The sequence below is a fragment of the Shewanella sp. YQ_9 genome (genome assembly GCF_043103185.1).
GTDB lineage: Bacteria > Pseudomonadota > Gammaproteobacteria > Enterobacterales > Shewanellaceae > Shewanella > Shewanella algae.
On record NZ_JBICJO010000075.1, the window covers coordinates 1 to 15,710 of the forward strand.

Consider the following 15,710-nt stretch of genomic DNA (forward strand, 5'->3'; position numbering starts at 1 on the left):
TTCTCTACGCTAGGCGTCATTAAACACCCTGAAAGTTATCAGACGTCTATCGATAGAATAAAATCTGAAATAATCATCTTTGGTATCCTGTTCTCCGACAAATGCAATAGCTGCTTTTCTATTAGTGCCACGAACAAGTTCTATGATTTTTTTATAATCGTTTAAGAACTTAGACTTGCTTCGTTGAGGCCAATTAGAAAAGTCAACTTCTAAGTAATATGGTCTCTCATTTACTTTCTTCCCTTCCTGCTCAACCCATTTACCAGGAGATAAGTTAATTTGAATTTTACCGTTATCTTCTACGGATAGTTTCCAAGGTAATGATGCATAGTATATCTTTTGCTTATCACCCTGAATTACAAATTTCTGCTTTCCTCGTGTACTTCTGATTTGGCTAAATATTTCTGTATATGTAGTGCCATCAACACCTTCAAAAGATAAGGCTCGGTCTCTGTCGTAAGGGAAATCAAAATATTGATTAACTATTGATTTGAATGAAGTTGTCTCATAATTTGATTTTCGTCCACTGCCATCTGATTGATCTTTTTTCCGTTTATTAGGGCGTCGTGAGTCAGGAGCTAACGGAGTAATAACTCCGGTTGGTTCAACAACATCATCTTTTCGTAATTTAAAACGATTTGGATATGCTAACGGAAAACCTTCAGATGAAGTTAGTCGTGTGGATGCACCTTTCGAACGAATTTTAGCCTCACCTTCAGCATCACAACCCTGCTTATGATGAACACCTTTACGAGTTTTAAAGTATGGTTTTCGTAGATTTACATCTTTTTGAAACGAGCATGGAAGTAACTCAATGCCACATTCATCACAGGAGTATGTCAATGATTTAACTTTATCAATAATGTACAACTCTTCACTGGTAACTACTCTGCTTAACTCTTTACATCTAGCCTCGTCCATATTTTCTCCTTTGAAACATAACGCCATGTTAAGGGGTGAGCAACGCAATACCGAGATTGCTGCAAACCACCTAAATCACTAAACACAACGCATTGTGAAAATGCCACGCGTTGCGAATCCCTCTTGAACATTTTGTTAAGTTTTATTCTCCGTACCACTCTGAAGTATCGACAGAGAGTTCTTCAGCTTCGATAGTAAAGTCTTCTGGATTTTCGACATGTGACTTCATATCAAGAGTGAATGGGTAACTTTCATCCATAGTGCAGATGTCATTTTTGGGACCATATTCTTGAGTTACATATACGATACCCTTTGCTCTCATTCGAATGTATTGGTCATCAATACCCAAGCACTCAATCTCTTCCACTTCGGTATAATCTACATAAACATGATTTGCTAAGATAGATAGACTATCCGGGATAGCTGACACTGCTGTATCAATAACGGCATCGTGAACCTTACTTTCCACCGCATCAATAACGATTCTCTCAATGTCTTCTAATTGACTTAATGAGCTCACTGCTAACCCAACAACATACTTTGCATCTTGGAAGAATTGCTTCGGGCAAGCTGTAAAATACTTTTCAGTAATATGAGTATATTTGTTAAAGAAATGGAACTCAGATAAGAACTCCTCTATCGACTCATTTAGAGTTTCCAAGTCGTCTTTTAAATATTCATCAGATATATTTCTCTGGGCACAATATTTTAATTGCTGCCGACGAGTCACTGGGTGGGAAGTGCTTTCAACTTCATACCATGTCGTTTTCTTCACCTGCTTCGGTGGCGCTTTACGTTTAATTACGTGTAATACCAACTCTCTCATCGAAAAAGCAAAGTTATGAAATCTCAGGGGATTACCATGGGATGCATAATTTCGTAGGCTTGCTACGTATAACTGTTTCTCAAATTCAGTTTCTAACAAAGACTCTAAGTCTTTCATGAAATCTAACGATAATAATTTTTTTAACTTCATACTTACTCTATAAAACTTAACAGCTGTATAGTGCGCATGCGCGTTTTAGTCCTCGGAGGAGTCTAAACGCGCATCGCTATCTGTTTGTATTTGCTGGATATAATACCATTTAGTCCAAATATCCCTTGCAGCTAAACGCGCATGCGCGGTTTCCAAACCTATTATCTACCAGCTGTATTTTTTAACTTTATGAATTTAATGATATTTTCTAAAATGTTACAGAAATAACGCGCAAGCTTAGCAGCAAATTTCCGGCATTATTACTGGAACGTCAATAATACTGTATAAAAATCAGTTCTAAGGCACTTACCATGAGCGCTTCAAGCCCTGCAACTAAGGGCCTTAAAACCAAGCGCCCTAAAACCCAGGCCTTACAGAAAACGTTAAGTAAAGCCATGGCTACCGCACGGGTGCAAACTCTGTTTGCCCCTGCATTCCGCTAAAATCGGAAAAGTGTTGCAGCTTTCGCCTTAAGCTTAAGGAAGTACTAAAACTAAGCGGTTGAATTAGTTATACAATAGCCAGCATTGAATGTGAAAACAATTAGCCAAAGGTCAAGTTTTTGACAAAGGCAACAAAACCCTGATTTAGTTTGTTTTTACAACAGAATTGACTGGGTTGGAAACCCAAAACGACACGACTTTAAGCCGCTGGAACAGCGGCTATCATGGCTTTAAGCCAAAACTTACCAATGAACTTGCTCCTAGCGGCTAGCTAAGTTGTAACCCATCACCTGCGGTGCGCCTTTCGCACAGGCGATCCTGTGACTCGCTGCGAGTACGTCCCTGTAAGCTCTGCCTCGCCATCCCTGGCTCGGAAGGTCACAGTCCCGCCTGTGCCTGGAAAATGGGTGTATGTCTGCAAGTACTTCAGGGGTTTCAAGCTACTCAGCGCTAACAGAATTGCACTAATCCCCCTCGGTGTCGCCGACAGCCGTTGGCACAAATAACGTGGCTGAGGCATGGATGCCGAAGCAGCGACAGTCGAATCAGGGATGAGCGTCTGAAGCGGTAGTTATTTGCGCCATTAGGCCGAGGGGCTTTCGACACCGTGTGGGGCGGCAAGGGAGATCCAAGAGGGGATTGCTGTTGATCCCTTCTTGGTCGGGTGTGGGGTGAAACTCCACGACTTTACGCCGCTGGCACAGCGGCTATTTATGGATTTAAGCCAAAACTCACCAATGAACTTGGTCCTATCAACTAAAACCAAAAGAATAACAAGCTTCAAATAATGAATAAAAATTCATTTATTTTCTCTCCTCCTCTGGGTAGACTGAGCGCCCTCTTATCCAGAACATCATAATAAACATGCAATTAAGTCGTAGGCATTTTATTCAGGCCGGTTTAGCCGGTACCGCACTGGGGCTCAGTGGCTGCAGTAATTTTTCTTTATCTTCCCAAGAGCAGGCCCAAGCTACTGCCTCCAAGGGGCCCCTGGCGCTGAACTTCAATGAAAACCCGCTGGGGATGCCAAGCAGCGCCCGGGAAGCCATTATGCAGCATATGGGCGAGGCGCACCTGTACCCCGACAGTGCCCGTCAGGCCTTGCTCAAGCGCCTGGCAAGCTACCACGGTATCAGTCAAGAACAGCTCATTTATGGCAATGGCTCTTCCGAAGTACTCAAGTTCGCCATAGATGCCATGGCCAGCGCTCACTGCCAGTTGGTGATGCCAAAGCCCACCTTTGACATAGTGGCCGACTATGCCAAGGCCCGGGGGCTCAAGGTAACAGAAGTGCCGCTGACCGCCGAGCTGCAAACCGATATCGCCGCCATGCAAGCCGCCGTGGCCGCACATCCTGGCCCTTCCATTGTCTATCTGTGTAACCCCAACAACCCAACCGGCCTCTTGCTGCCCAAGGCGCCGGTTGCACAGTGGCTGGCCAAGGCCAGTCCCGAGCTGCAGTTTATTATTGATGAGGCCTACGGCGAGTATGCCGGTAGCGATTTCCAATCCGCGCTGCCATTCATCCAAAATGGCCAGAAACACACAGTGCTGACCAAGACGTTCTCCAAAGCATGGGGAATGGCGGGACTAAGAGCCGGTTATGCCATTGCCGATCCGGAAATGATAGCCGCTATGCAGGCCCAGGCGAGTTTTGACAACGCCAACCTGTTTGCCCTCTATGGGGCGGCAGCAGTGTTGGATGACAGCGCCTGGCTGGCGCAGACCCGCAGCAACAACTTAGAGGCCGGTGCCATTATCATTGCCACGCTCAAACAGCTGGGGCTCGACTATCTGCCGCTCAACGCCAGTTTTATTTTCCACCGCATCAAAGGCAATAATGAAGACTATCGCAAGCAGATGCAGCAGACCGGCATTCTGGTAGGCCGTACCTTCCCTGGGCTTGAAGGCTGGAATCGCTTGACCTTGGGCACGCCAATACAGATGCAACGAGTTGCCAAAGAGATGCAACGTCTGCGTTTGGAAGGTTTGCTCTAATTCCTCTTTCAAGCGCTCTTTCAAGTGCCTTGGCTTTTCGCTAGACTCGGACTTTCGCAGCCTTTTTCAGAAGGATTCTGATATGCAAGTCCAATCCATTCTGGGGGCGTTATTCGCCCTCGGTTTCTCCCTGTCGTTGCAAGCCGCCCCCGGCGAGCTAGTCATCAACAAAAATGCCAAGCCCAAATCCTCAAACAGCTATATCGAAGTCGTTCATAAAGAGATCCCGGTAGCGGGAGCCAGTGAGGCCCAGGTTCGTTATGCCATTCTCGAAGGTATGCTCAGCACCAAGGGCTTTGCCTGGGTATACGAGGGCGAAGGTGAGGGCTATATCCTGGCCCGTTTCGACTATCGTGGCGACACTAATGTGATGCGCATTGAATACGACGCCAACTATATTCAGCTTAAATACCACGCCGCCCTGGGGGATTTTGTCTGCAAAAAGCTGATTGATGATATCTGCTACAAGAATGGCCGCGGCTATTACAACTACATCAAGAATCTGCGTTTCTCCATCGCCCAGGAGCTGAAAAAATCATGAAACGAATACTACTGCCGCTGCTGCTGAATCTGTTATGGTTGAACCCGGCTTCCGCCGAGACTGAATATCAATTGCAACGCTGGCAAAACCCAGTACCCACAGGTGGCTATGTGCAGGATATCCCCGCCATGTTGCAGCGGGCCGTTACCCGGGATAGCTGGGAACTGGAAACTGCCGCAGATGGCACCTGGCTCGCCCGGCTCAATAACTACAAGGGATACACGGTCGAAGTAGAAGTAGCACGGCAGGCACAGGAACTGCAGCTTAGCCTGCTCTCCAGTCGCTGCGATTGCAAAATGGATCAGGCCAAAATCGACAGTTGGTTAATTCGCCTCAGGCGCAATATCGCTCTCGAAGTCACCAAAGCCGCCAGAGATGAGAGTCTGCGACAGAAGCTGAAAGTCGAGTAGAAGCTTGATAGCTCAAGGCAGATATGACTCTGGATCGGTGAAGTCTTGGCACTAGTTTACAGGCATGCACAAGTTTACAAGCATACACGGATTTCCAGGCACAGGCGGAACTGTAGCCATCTTTGGTTGGCGCTCGAAAGCATATTGCTACGCAACTCTCACCATATCGCAGGATCGCCGGTGCGAAATAGCCGGGATCCGGCCGATGCGCCAATAGCAGACAAGTTCAAACGATGAAAAACAGACACAAAAAAGCCCGTCTATGACGGGCTCTTTCGTTGAATATGGCTGGGGTACCAGGATTCGAACCTGGGAATGCCGGGATCAAAACCCGGTGCCTTACCGCTTGGCGATACCCCATCAGGGTCGGTGTTAACCGATACGAATCTTAAGACTCGTGAAGACCAAGTTTGCTGCTAAAGAAACATGGTAGCTATGGCGGGACTTGAACCTGCGACCCCAGCATTATGAGTGCTGTGCTCTAACCAGCTGAGCTACATAGCCACTGTATTTTTCTCTTTAGCGTTTATGGCTGGGGTACCAGGATTCGAACCTGGGAATGCCGGGATCAAAACCCGGTGCCTTACCGCTTGGCGATACCCCAATATATAAACTTGGTAAAGATGGCTGGGGTACCAGGATTCGAACCTGGGAATGCCGGGATCAAAACCCGGTGCCTTACCGCTTGGCGATACCCCACCAATAACCAAAGTTAGTTCAATAAGAGACAAATATGGTACGGGAGGAGAGACTTGAACTCTCACACCTTGCGGCACCAGAACCTAAATCTGGCGTGTCTACCAATTTCACCACTCCCGCAGTGTCTCTTGTTTTTGACATCCCAAGAAGGATGGTAGCTATGGCGGGACTTGAACCTGCGACCCCAGCATTATGAGTGCTGTGCTCTAACCAGCTGAGCTACATAGCCACGATAACTTTGTTGTTCCCCGTGCCGAGGAACGGGGCGTATTATGCTTATTCAGGTTATTCAGGTCAACAGCTTTTTTAGGCTAAATCCCGCCGCCCCAGCTGTTTGCCTATAAACCCATCAAACTGGGCAACAGATACGCAAATCCGTGTTCTATCGCCCATTTAGAGTCGCTTTACACGTTAAACAGGAAGTGCATCACGTCGCCGTCTTTGACGATATAGGTTTTCCCTTCCACCCGCAGCTTACCCGCTTCCTTACAACCGGCTTCGCCCTTGAACTGAACAAAGTCATCATAGGCCATAACCTGAGCCCGAATAAAGCCGCGCTCAAAGTCGGTGTGAATTTTACCGGCCGCCTGCGGTGCGGTAGAACCGACAGTCACAGTCCAGGCACGGACTTCTTTCACCCCGGCAGTAAAGTAGGTTTGCAGTGTCAGCAATTCGTAACCGGCGCGGATCACCCGATCAAGCCCTGGCTCTTCCAGGCCCAGCTCTTCGAGGAACTCGCTGCGCTCTTCCTCATCCATTTCCGCCAGATCTGACTCGATAGCGGCGCACACAGGCACCACAACGGCATTTTCTTTTTCGGCAATGGCGCGCACTGTATCCAGATGCGGGTTATTGTCGAAGCCATCTTCAGAAACGTTGGCAATATACATGGTTGGCTTGAGCGTCAGCAGGTTCAGGTAAGCCACGGCTTCCAGCTCCTCTTTGCTCAAATCCAGGGTACGCAGCATATGGCCTTCGTCCAGTACCGGCTTGAGTTTTTCCAGTACTTCGACTTCAAATTTGGCGTCTTTATCACCACCCTTGGCGCGCTTTTGCTGACGCAGTATGGCACGCTCAACACTGTCGAGATCCGCCAGTGCCAGTTCGGTATTGATCACTTCAATATCACCGGCCGGGTCAACCTTGTTGGCCACGTGAACAATATTGTCGTTCTCGAAGCAACGTACCACATGGCCGATAGCATCGGTTTCACGGATGTTGGCCAGGAACTTGTTACCCAGACCTTCGCCCTTGGATGCCCCGGCAACCAGACCGGCAATGTCCACAAACTCCATGGTGGTCGGCAGTACCCGCTCAGGCTTAACGATTTCAGCCAGGGCGTCCAGACGAGCATCCGGCACTGGCACCACACCTGTGTTGGGTTCTATGGTACAGAAGGGAAAGTTTGCCGCTTCGATGCCAGCCTTGGTTAACGCATTGAACAGAGTTGACTTACCGACGTTTGGCAGACCAACGATGCCGCATTTAAAACCCATGATGTTTACCTTTCTCTCTAATTTGAGTCCGGCGCACTCGGCCCCGGACAGGATAATGAAACAGGCGTCAGACGCCTGGATAATCTTAGACCGCTTTAAAGGAGTGCAGCCTGTGCATCGCCTTGGTCATATCCTCGGCAAAGAGGATATCCGTGGCGCGCACCGCTTCATCTACCGCGGCATCTATCAGCGACTGCTCAGTACTCGGCGCCTTGCCAAGCACATAGCCGCTGACTTTGTTCTTGTCCCCGGGGTGACCTATGCCAATCCGCAGACGATAAAAATTCTTGTTGTTGCCCAGCTTGGCAATAATGTCCTTGAGGCCGTTATGGCCGCCATGACCACCACCCAGCTTGAACTTGGCCACACCCGGCGGCATGTCCAGCTCATCGTGGGCCACCAAAATCTCCTCCGGTTGAATACGGAAGAAGTTCGCCAATGCCGCCACCGACTTGCCACTCAGGTTCATATAAGTGGAAGGGATCAGCAGGCGCACATCGCGGCCCTTGAGCGTAACTCTGGCAGTCAGGCCAAAATACTTGCTGTCGGCACTGAGCTGGGCACCGCAACCTCTGGCCAGCTCCTGCACATACCAGGCGCCGGCATTATGGCGGGTCTGGGCATACTCGGCGCCGGGATTGGCCAGCCCGACGATAAGTTTAATCTCTGTCATCAGTCTCTATCAGTCTGTTTATTCAACGAGAAGTTCTGCGAAGGCCGGACAAGGCCAAGCACATATTCACCGCTCTTGAAGCTTGGCCGTTACAGGCCCAAACACTGCATGAAAGCCAATGAAAAATGCCGCATTCTTGTAAAAACGCGGCATTTTAGCACTCTCTTGCGACAATCAACAAATCGACCGGGGTTATCTCAGCCCCAGCGCATACTTGAGGACTTGCTGCTTGACCGGGGTATTGATATCCGCCAGCTTGAGCCCGGCGTTACGCAACAGTTTAAGTGGCAGCAGATCGTTACTGAAACCGGCATAGAAGAGATCCATGCCTGTCATCATCAACTGATTGTCAAACCAACGCTGCTTTTGGAACCCTTCAAGCACTGTGGCCTTTGACCAGTCTTCGCCCTTCTCCAGCGCCTGGGTGATTGTCGCTATCAAGGCTTCGACGTCTTTAAAGCCCAGGTTAACCCCCTGCCCCGCCAGCGGGTTAATGGTGTGAGCCGCATCCCCCAGGATCACTAGGTTGTCGCGGTAGTATTGCTGCGCATGGCGCCGGGTCAGCGGGAAACTGCCCTTGGCCAACACTTCGAAGTGGGGATCCAGCCTATCGGGGAAGTGATTGATGATCGCCTGCTTCAGTTGGCTGTCGCTTAGCTGCATCAAACTGCGAACTTGTTTGGCATCGTCATACCAAACCAAGGAAGCATTTTTGCCCGGCAATGGCAGCAAGGAGCGCGGCCCTTGCGGAGTAAACTGTTGCCAGGTCACATCCTGCTCATCACACTCGGTGGCGATATTGATCAGCATGCAGGACTGGGAATAATCCCAACCACTGATGCCAATTCCGGCCCATTGACGCACTCTGGAGTTGGCACCATCGGCGCCCACCAGCAAGCGGGCATCGAACACCCGACCATCGTCCAGACTCACCTCTATACCCACACTGGAGCGCACCATGCGCCCGACCCGGGCCGGGCAGCAGAGGGTCAGATTGGGGTAGTTGTCGAATACCTGCCACAGTGCCAGCTGCACCAAACGGTTTTCCACTATGTGGCCGAGACGTTCGGCCTTGATCTGACTGGCATGGAAACGGGTAATGCAGCCTTCCATTTCCCAGGTTTCTAGGCCACGATAAGCCACATGGCGCATTCCGAGCAGAGTATCGAATGCTCCCAGGCGCTCGAGTAGCGCCTCCGATGCCACACTGATGGCCGAGACCCTGACATCCAGAGGTTGCGAGGCATCAAAGACCTCAGGTTCAAAGGCCTCCACCAGCGCCACTTCCAGCCCGAGTTTGGCCAACCCCAGCGCCGTCGCCGCGCCCACCATACCGCCACCTATGATGACGATATCCTTGGTCTCATGTTGTTCTGTCACTATGCCTTTCCTGCTGTCTCTCTTCTCTGCCGCCTCGGCCACAGAGTTGTGTTCAATGGTAACTGTTTTGGCTTCAATCATGAGCAAATGTTGCTGCCGGCCCTCCTGAAACACCTGCTTACAAGCCGACACACGAGCCTTGGCAACCTTAGGCTAGCCTCTGAGTGTCCAAGCAGTATCTGTCATGGCAAACACCGCATATGCGGTTATAGACATCAACAAGTGAGGATACCATGCGCAAACTTACCAGCAGCCTGATAGCCGCAGCCCTTGTCGTCCCGGCTGCCTTTACCTCTGGTCATGTTCTGGCCGCCACCACGGCAGACCAGATGGAAGTGATAACTGTAACCTATCGCTCGTCGCTGAATTATGCCCTATATCAACAAATCACGGAAACCATGGCCGGCTTTCATTTGGATGTGTTGGAGGACATCTATGCCCAGGCCCGCGGCAGCAACCTGGAGATGGCTGAGCAGTTCTACCAGCAGAAAAATATTCAGGTGGCCGCCAACCGTTTACCCGCACAGGTCGAAAGGGTATTGCAGCAACCAGAGTAATTCTCTGCCCTGGCGTTCAAAAGCTGGTCAGCGGACTTAACAGCAGGTAAAATGGCGCGCTATTTTTTAAGTGGTTCCGAAGAGCGACGCAAAACTGATGAGTAAAAAACTCCATATTAAAACCTGGGGCTGTCAGATGAATGAGTACGACTCATCCAAGATGGCCGATCTGTTAAACGAATTTCAGGGCTACACCCTGACCGAAGAGGCTGATGAGGCAGATATTCTGCTGCTCAATACCTGTTCTATTCGTGAAAAAGCGCAGGAAAAGGTATTCCATCAGCTGGGCCGCTGGAAAACACTCAAAGACAAGAATCCTGAGCTGATCATTGGCGTGGGTGGTTGTGTGGCTTCGCAGGAAGGCAAGGCGATAAAAGAACGCGCCCAGTGCGTGGATATTATCTTCGGCCCTCAAACCCTGCACCGTCTGCCAGAGATGATCAACCAGGTTCGCAGTGGCGACCAGGCGGTGATTGACGTCAGCTTCCCGGAAATCGAGAAGTTCGACCGTTTGCCCGAGCCCCGCGCCGAAGGCCCCACCGCCTTTGTCTCCATCATGGAAGGCTGCAGCAAGTACTGCTCTTTCTGCGTGGTGCCCTATACCCGCGGCGAAGAAGTCAGCCGGCCACTGGATGACATCATCCTGGAAATCGCTCAACTGGCCGAGCAAGGGGTGCGTGAAGTCAACCTGCTGGGGCAAAACGTTAACGCCTATCGCGGCCTGACCCATGATGACGAAATTTGCAGCTTTGCCGAGCTGCTGCGTTATGTGGCCGCCATCGACGGTATCGACCGCATCCGCTTTACCACCAGCCATCCGATAGAGTTCACCCAGGACATTATCGATGTCTATGAGGACACTCCTGAGCTGGTCAGCTTCCTGCACCTGCCGGTGCAATCGGGTTCAGACCGCATTCTGACCCAGATGAAGCGCGGCCATATGGCAATCGAGTACAAGTCGATCATTCGCCGTCTGCGCAAGGCGCGGCCGGATATTCAGATAAGCTCCGACTTTATCATCGGCTTCCCCGGCGAAAGCAAAGAAGATTTTGCCGACACCATGAAGCTGATTGAAGAAGTGGGCTTCGACCACAGCTTCAGCTTTATCTACAGTGCCCGTCCCGGCACCCCGGCGGCCGACTTGCCGGATGATGTGGATATGGAAGAGAAAAAGCAGCGCCTGGCAATTCTGCAGGACAGGATCACCCAACAGGCGCAGCGCTACAGCCGCCAGATGCTGGGCACAGTGCAGCGTATTCTGGTGGAAGGCCCATCGGTCAAGAACCCCATGGAGCTGCGCGGCCGCACCGAAAACAACCGGGTCGTCAACTTCGAAGGCCAGCCAAAGCACATAGGCACCTTCGTGGACGTGGAAATCGTCGATGTCTACACCAACTCGCTGCGCGGCAAATTTGTTCGCGGTGAAGATGAGATGGACTTGCGCAAGAGCCTGCGCCCCAGTGATATTCTGGCCAAGCATAATCAGGAAGACACCCTGGGCGTGACTCAGTTCACCCCGTAAGCGCCGAGACTTCCACGGCGGCCCGGCTCTTCGGACCCGGGCCGTTTTATTTTAGGCTCGATTTTCCGTTAGCATTTATGCCTTCACGCTCGTAAACTGATCAAAGATGACATCAACAGGAGTTTTTGTTTGTCTCACAAATTAACCACCATGAATCTGTATCTCGAACCGGCCGACAGCCGCCGTCTGGCGTCTCTGTGTGGTCCGTTCGATGACAATATCAAGCAACTCGAGCGCCGGGTGGGCGTCGAGATAAGCTACCGCAACAACCATTTTCAGATTGTCGGCCAGCCGCGTAACTGCCTCACGGCCAACAACCTGCTGAAACAGCTCTATGTCGAAACCGCTCCGGTAAAAGGCTCGACCCCGGATCTGGAGCCCGAGCAGGTGCATATCGCCATTCAGGAAGCCATTGCCCTGGAAGCCGACGACAGCGGTGCAGAACCCAAAGAGCACTATATCAAGACCCGCAAAGGGGTGATTAAGCCGCGCAATCCCAACCAGACCCAATATGTGGCCAACATAGTGCGCCATGACATCACCTTCGGCATAGGCCCCGCCGGTACCGGCAAGACCTATCTGGCCGTTGCCGCCGCCGTGGATGCGTTGGAACGTCAGGAGATCCGCCGCATTCTGCTGACCCGCCCTGCGGTGGAAGCCGGTGAGAAGCTGGGCTTCCTGCCCGGCGATCTGAGCCAGAAGGTAGACCCTTACCTCAGGCCTCTGTATGACGCCCTGTTTGAGATGCTCGGGTTTGAGAAGGTCGAGCGACTGATAGAGCGTAATGTTATCGAGGTCGCGCCGCTGGCCTATATGCGTGGCCGCACCCTCAACGATGCCTTTATCATTCTCGATGAGAGCCAAAATACCACGGTGGAACAGATGAAGATGTTCCTCACCCGTATCGGCTTCAACTCCAAGGCGGTGATCACAGGTGATATTACCCAGATAGATCTGCCGCGCAACGCCAAGTCCGGCCTGCGCCACGCCATCGAAGTACTGAGCGAAGTGGAGGAGATCAGCTTCAACTTCTTCCAGGCCCAGGATGTGGTGCGCCACCCGGTAGTGGCCCGCATAGTGGAAGCTTATGAAGCACACGATCAGCGCCAGCAGGCGGCCAAGGCCCAACGCGACAGCCAATATCAACTGACAGAGGCCGGTGCCCATGAGTCTTGATCTGCAGCTGGACCTGCAACTGGCCACAGAAGCGCAAAATCTGCCATCCCAGAGCGATTTCGAGCTCTGGGCCCGTACTGCCATAGGCAATAGTATGGAGCAGGCCGAGCTGACCATACGCCTGGTGGACAGTGAAGAGAGCCAGCAGTTGAACCGGGACTATCGCGGCAAAGATAAGCCCACCAATGTGCTGTCATTTCCGTTTGAAGCGCCACCTGGAATAACCCTGCCATTACTCGGGGATCTTGTCATTTGCGTTTCAGTCGTTGAAAATGAAGCCCGTGAACAGCATAAACCGCTACAGGCGCACTGGGCACATATGGTTGTGCACGGTTGCCTGCATCTGCTAGGTTATGATCACATCGAAGATGCCGAAGCCGAAGAAATGGAGTCGCTAGAGACCCAACTTATTGAAAGCTTAGGTTTTACTGACCCATACAAGGAGCAATAATTGCCAGGGTTCACCCTGTCATGAAGAACACTATGAGTGACGATATCCCCCCGAGTACCAGCGCCCATAAGAAAGGCTGGTTTGACCGAGTAAGCCAGCTATTCCAGGGCGAACCTCAAAATCGCGAAGATCTGGTTGAAGTGATCCACGATGCCGAGCAGCGTGAGCTCATCACTGAAGATACCCGCGAGATGATAAAAGGTGTTTTAGAGGTATCTGATTTGCGTGTAAGGGACATAATGATCCCCAGAGCGCAGATTGTCGCCATCCAATTCAATGACTCTGTTGAGGAACTGCTCAACACTGTCATCAACTCTGCTCATTCCCGCTTTCCTGTGGTCAATGAAGACAAAGACCATATCGAAGGCATACTGCTGGCCAAAGATCTGCTGAAGTACGGCTTCAACAACAGTGAAGAACCCTTCTCATTGGAAAAAGTGATCCGCCCGGCCGTTGTGGTGCCCGAGAGCAAGAGAGTGGATGTGCTGCTCAAAGAGTTCCGTTCCCAACGCTACCATATGGCGATTGTAGTTGATGAATACGGTGGTGTTTCCGGCCTGGTCACCATTGAAGATATTCTCGAAGAGATTGTCGGCGATATCGAAGATGAGTTCGATCACGACAACAGCGACGAGTCTGAGATCCGTAAAGCCGGTAACCGGGTTTACATGGTCAAGGCACTGACCGAGATTGAAGATTTCAACGAAACCTTCAACACCCATTTCAGTGATGAAGAGTTCGACACAGTCGGCGGATTGGTGTCCCACGCCTTCGGCCACCTGCCGGAGCGCAACGAGAAGATCGTCATCGATGGCATTGAATTTAAAGTCATCAGTGCCGATACCCGCCGTTTATTGCAACTCAGGGTGAAACTGCCCGATCCCAACGATACTGAAGACAGTAACGACCAGTGAAGTCCACATTAGCGGCGCTTAAGCGCCACCCCAAGCTGCGTCTGGTACTGGCCTTTTTGGCCGGTGCCAGTACGGCACTTTCCTTTGCCCCCTACGATCTCTGGCCCATCTACCCGCTGGCGCTGGCCTTTGGCCTTTGGCAAAGTGACAAGCTTCCCCCCAAGGCCAGTTTTGGCTATTGGCTCAGCTTTGGCTTTGGCGCCTTTGCCTTCGGGATCAGCTGGGTGCATGTCAGCATGGACAGATTCGGTGGCTTGCCGCTGATTGCTTCCATAGGCCTGATGGCCCTGTTGGCCCTCTATCTGGCATTGTATCCGGCGCTGGCCGGTGCCCTAATGGCCCGACTGGCGCCCAAGCGTCATAACTGGCAACTGCTGGGGCTGTTTCCAGCGCTCTGGACTCTGTGTGAATGGTTGCGGGGCTGGGTGCTCACCGGCTTTCCCTGGCTCTGGGGCGGCTATAGCCAAACCTCGGGGCCCTTGAAGCCGCTGGCCTCAATGATAGGCACTTTGGGGCTCAGTTTTACGGTGGCGCTGCTGGCAGCAAGCCTGGTACTGCTACTCAAACGCCACTGGCTCAGCCTGGTGGTGAGCTCGGCGCTACTGGCCCTGTTTGTATGGCAGGCGCCGCGATTTTCAACGGTTGAGCGCACCGGCGAGACCCTCAGCGTGGCTCTGGTGCAGGGCAATATCCCCCAAAGCATGAAGTGGGATCCGGACGCGCTCTGGCCGACTATGCTCAAATATATGGATCTCTCCCGCCCGCATCTGGACAGAGACTTGGTGATCTGGCCCGAGGCAGCAATACCGGCCCCCGAAAGCATGGTGGCAGAGTTTCTCGACAACGCCAACAAGGTCGCCAATCTGCGGGATGCCGCCATCATCACAGGTATCATCAGCCAGCGAAATGGCGACTTCTACAACTCGCTGATTGTGCTGGGGAATCATCATCAGAAACAGCAGGAAAACGCTGACTATAGCGCAGCGGGTGACAATCAGTTCCGCAAACATCACCTGCTGCCCATAGGCGAGTTTGTGCCCATGGAGTCGCTGCTGCGGCCCCTGGCCCCCTTCTTCAACCTGCCCATGTCCTCGTTTGCCAGAGGCAGTTATCAGCAAAACAATCTGACGGCGCTGGGCCACACCCTGGCACCGGCTATCTGTTATGAAATCGCTTTCCCCGAGCAGCTCAGGGCCAACGTCGCCGAGGATACCCAGGTGTTGCTGACCGTCTCCAACGATGCCTGGTTCGGTGAGTCCAATGGCCCGCTACAACACATGGAGATAGCCCAGATGCGCTCGGCCGAGTTGGGCCGACCTCTGCTGCGGGCCACCAACAATGGCGTCACCGCCGTGGTGGATGAATTTGGCAATATTAGTGCCAAACTACCGCAGTTCGTCGAGGGCGTACTCACCGCCGAAGTGCCGCTGGTCGAGGGCCAGACCCTGTTCAGCCGGGTCGGTCAATGGCCGGTACTGGGGCTGAGTGGCTTGCTGCTGCTTTTGGGGCTGTTGTATTGCCCCAAACGGCGAAAGAGCGATAAAAGCTAAAAC

General features: G+C 51.8%; 14 protein-coding genes and 6 tRNA genes. 9 read left to right on the plus strand and 11 right to left on the minus strand.

Annotated features, from left to right (window positions below):
• Positions 1-9: 9 nt before the first annotated feature.
• Complete coding sequence (locus tag ACF8D4_RS20390; protein ID WP_239450212.1) at positions 10-921, minus strand: hypothetical protein; 912 nt, start codon at positions 919-921, stop codon at positions 10-12.
• 142 nt (positions 922-1,063) lie between these two features.
• Positions 1,064-1,897: a hypothetical protein gene (locus tag ACF8D4_RS20395; protein ID WP_345880575.1), complete on the minus strand. Its 834-nt coding sequence runs from the start codon at positions 1,895-1,897 to the stop codon at positions 1,064-1,066.
• Between the two features lie 1,307 nt (positions 1,898-3,204).
• On the opposite strand from ACF8D4_RS20395, the gene ACF8D4_RS20400 reads away from it, so the two are divergent.
• From ACF8D4_RS20400 to ACF8D4_RS20410, 3 genes are all read left to right on the plus strand, one after another.
• The gene (locus ACF8D4_RS20400; protein WP_392466779.1) at positions 3,205-4,338 is read left to right on the plus strand and encodes a pyridoxal phosphate-dependent aminotransferase; all 1,134 of its coding nucleotides are present in this window, start codon (positions 3,205-3,207) and stop codon (positions 4,336-4,338) included.
• An 82-nt stretch (positions 4,339-4,420) separates the two neighbouring features.
• Complete coding sequence (locus ACF8D4_RS20405; protein WP_123116786.1) at positions 4,421-4,879, plus strand: hypothetical protein; 459 nt, start codon at positions 4,421-4,423, stop codon at positions 4,877-4,879.
• Positions 4,876-5,289, plus strand: a complete 414-nt coding sequence (locus ACF8D4_RS20410) for a hypothetical protein (RefSeq protein WP_045283494.1) — start codon at positions 4,876-4,878, stop codon at positions 5,287-5,289. The genes ACF8D4_RS20405 and ACF8D4_RS20410 overlap by 4 nt, the downstream gene beginning before the upstream one ends.
• 285 nt (positions 5,290-5,574) lie before the next feature.
• Here the strand turns inward: ACF8D4_RS20410 and ACF8D4_RS20415 are convergent.
• From ACF8D4_RS20415 to ACF8D4_RS20455, 9 genes are all read right to left on the minus strand, one after another.
• A tRNA-Gln gene (locus ACF8D4_RS20415) sits at positions 5,575-5,649 on the minus strand.
• Between the two features lie 67 nt (positions 5,650-5,716).
• Positions 5,717-5,793, minus strand: a tRNA-Met gene (locus tag ACF8D4_RS20420).
• Positions 5,794-5,818: 25 nt separating this feature from the next.
• Positions 5,819-5,893 (minus strand) — tRNA-Gln (locus tag ACF8D4_RS20425).
• A gap of 20 nt (positions 5,894-5,913) precedes the next feature.
• A tRNA-Gln gene (locus tag ACF8D4_RS20430) sits at positions 5,914-5,988 on the minus strand.
• A 35-nt stretch (positions 5,989-6,023) separates the two neighbouring features.
• Positions 6,024-6,108 (minus strand) — tRNA-Leu (locus ACF8D4_RS20435).
• Positions 6,109-6,140: 32 nt separating this feature from the next.
• Positions 6,141-6,217 (minus strand) — tRNA-Met (locus ACF8D4_RS20440).
• 175 nt (positions 6,218-6,392) lie between these two features.
• Entirely contained in the window at positions 6,393-7,484 is a 1,092-nt protein-coding gene (gene ychF / locus ACF8D4_RS20445; protein ID WP_025011687.1) for a redox-regulated ATPase YchF, read from the minus strand.
• A gap of 85 nt (positions 7,485-7,569) precedes the next feature.
• Positions 7,570-8,157 (minus strand): aminoacyl-tRNA hydrolase, encoded by a 588-nt coding sequence (gene pth, locus ACF8D4_RS20450; RefSeq protein WP_025011686.1) that lies wholly within the window; start codon positions 8,155-8,157, stop codon positions 7,570-7,572.
• Positions 8,158-8,349: 192 nt separating this feature from the next.
• Entirely contained in the window at positions 8,350-9,618 is a 1,269-nt protein-coding gene (locus tag ACF8D4_RS20455; RefSeq protein ID WP_392466784.1) for an FAD-dependent oxidoreductase, read from the minus strand.
• Positions 9,619-9,770: 152 nt separating this feature from the next.
• Between ACF8D4_RS20455 and ACF8D4_RS20460 the strand changes: the two genes are divergently transcribed.
• From ACF8D4_RS20460 to lnt, 6 genes are all read left to right on the plus strand, one after another.
• Positions 9,771-10,094: a hypothetical protein gene (locus ACF8D4_RS20460; RefSeq protein ID WP_208169985.1), complete on the plus strand. Its 324-nt coding sequence runs from the start codon at positions 9,771-9,773 to the stop codon at positions 10,092-10,094.
• A gap of 97 nt (positions 10,095-10,191) precedes the next feature.
• Positions 10,192-11,616, plus strand: a complete 1,425-nt coding sequence (gene miaB, locus ACF8D4_RS20465) for a tRNA (N6-isopentenyl adenosine(37)-C2)-methylthiotransferase MiaB (RefSeq protein WP_208145367.1) — start codon at positions 10,192-10,194, stop codon at positions 11,614-11,616.
• Between the two features lie 129 nt (positions 11,617-11,745).
• A complete protein-coding gene (locus ACF8D4_RS20470; RefSeq protein ID WP_025011683.1) occupies positions 11,746-12,792 on the plus strand; it encodes a PhoH family protein in 1,047 nt (348 codons plus the stop codon).
• On the plus strand, positions 12,782-13,243 hold the full coding sequence (gene ybeY / locus ACF8D4_RS20475; protein ID WP_028781579.1) for an rRNA maturation RNase YbeY: 462 nt from the start codon (positions 12,782-12,784) through the stop codon (positions 13,241-13,243). The genes ACF8D4_RS20470 and ybeY overlap by 11 nt, the downstream gene beginning before the upstream one ends.
• A 32-nt stretch (positions 13,244-13,275) precedes the next feature.
• Positions 13,276-14,157, plus strand: a complete 882-nt coding sequence (gene corC, locus ACF8D4_RS20480; protein ID WP_025011682.1) for a CNNM family magnesium/cobalt transport protein CorC — start codon at positions 13,276-13,278, stop codon at positions 14,155-14,157.
• On the plus strand, positions 14,154-15,707 hold the full coding sequence (gene lnt / locus ACF8D4_RS20485; protein WP_392466789.1) for an apolipoprotein N-acyltransferase: 1,554 nt from the start codon (positions 14,154-14,156) through the stop codon (positions 15,705-15,707). The genes corC and lnt overlap by 4 nt, the downstream gene beginning before the upstream one ends.
• The last annotated feature ends 3 nt before the right edge of the window (positions 15,708-15,710 follow it).

Bases quoted from the DNA above. Each gene is read 5' to 3' on its own strand.
- ACF8D4_RS20390 (WP_239450212.1), bottom strand. From the start codon at position 921: ATGGACGAGGCTAGATGTAAAGAGTTAAGCAGAGTAGTTACCAGTGAA.
- ACF8D4_RS20395 (WP_345880575.1), bottom strand. From the start codon at position 1,897: ATGAAGTTAAAAAAATTATTATCGTTAGATTTCATGAAAGACTTAGAG.
- ACF8D4_RS20400 (WP_392466779.1), top strand. From the start codon at position 3,205: ATGCAATTAAGTCGTAGGCATTTTATTCAGGCCGGTTTAGCCGGTACC.
- ACF8D4_RS20405 (WP_123116786.1), top strand. From the start codon at position 4,421: ATGCAAGTCCAATCCATTCTGGGGGCGTTATTCGCCCTCGGTTTCTCC.
- ACF8D4_RS20410 (WP_045283494.1), top strand. From the start codon at position 4,876: ATGAAACGAATACTACTGCCGCTGCTGCTGAATCTGTTATGGTTGAAC.
- ychF (WP_025011687.1), bottom strand. From the start codon at position 7,484: ATGGGTTTTAAATGCGGCATCGTTGGTCTGCCAAACGTCGGTAAGTCA.
- pth (WP_025011686.1), bottom strand. From the start codon at position 8,157: ATGACAGAGATTAAACTTATCGTCGGGCTGGCCAATCCCGGCGCCGAG.
- ACF8D4_RS20455 (WP_392466784.1), bottom strand. From the start codon at position 9,618: ATGATTGAAGCCAAAACAGTTACCATTGAACACAACTCTGTGGCCGAG.
- ACF8D4_RS20460 (WP_208169985.1), top strand. From the start codon at position 9,771: ATGCGCAAACTTACCAGCAGCCTGATAGCCGCAGCCCTTGTCGTCCCG.
- miaB (WP_208145367.1), top strand. From the start codon at position 10,192: ATGAGTAAAAAACTCCATATTAAAACCTGGGGCTGTCAGATGAATGAG.
- ybeY (WP_028781579.1), top strand. From the start codon at position 12,782: ATGAGTCTTGATCTGCAGCTGGACCTGCAACTGGCCACAGAAGCGCAA.
- corC (WP_025011682.1), top strand. From the start codon at position 13,276: ATGAGTGACGATATCCCCCCGAGTACCAGCGCCCATAAGAAAGGCTGG.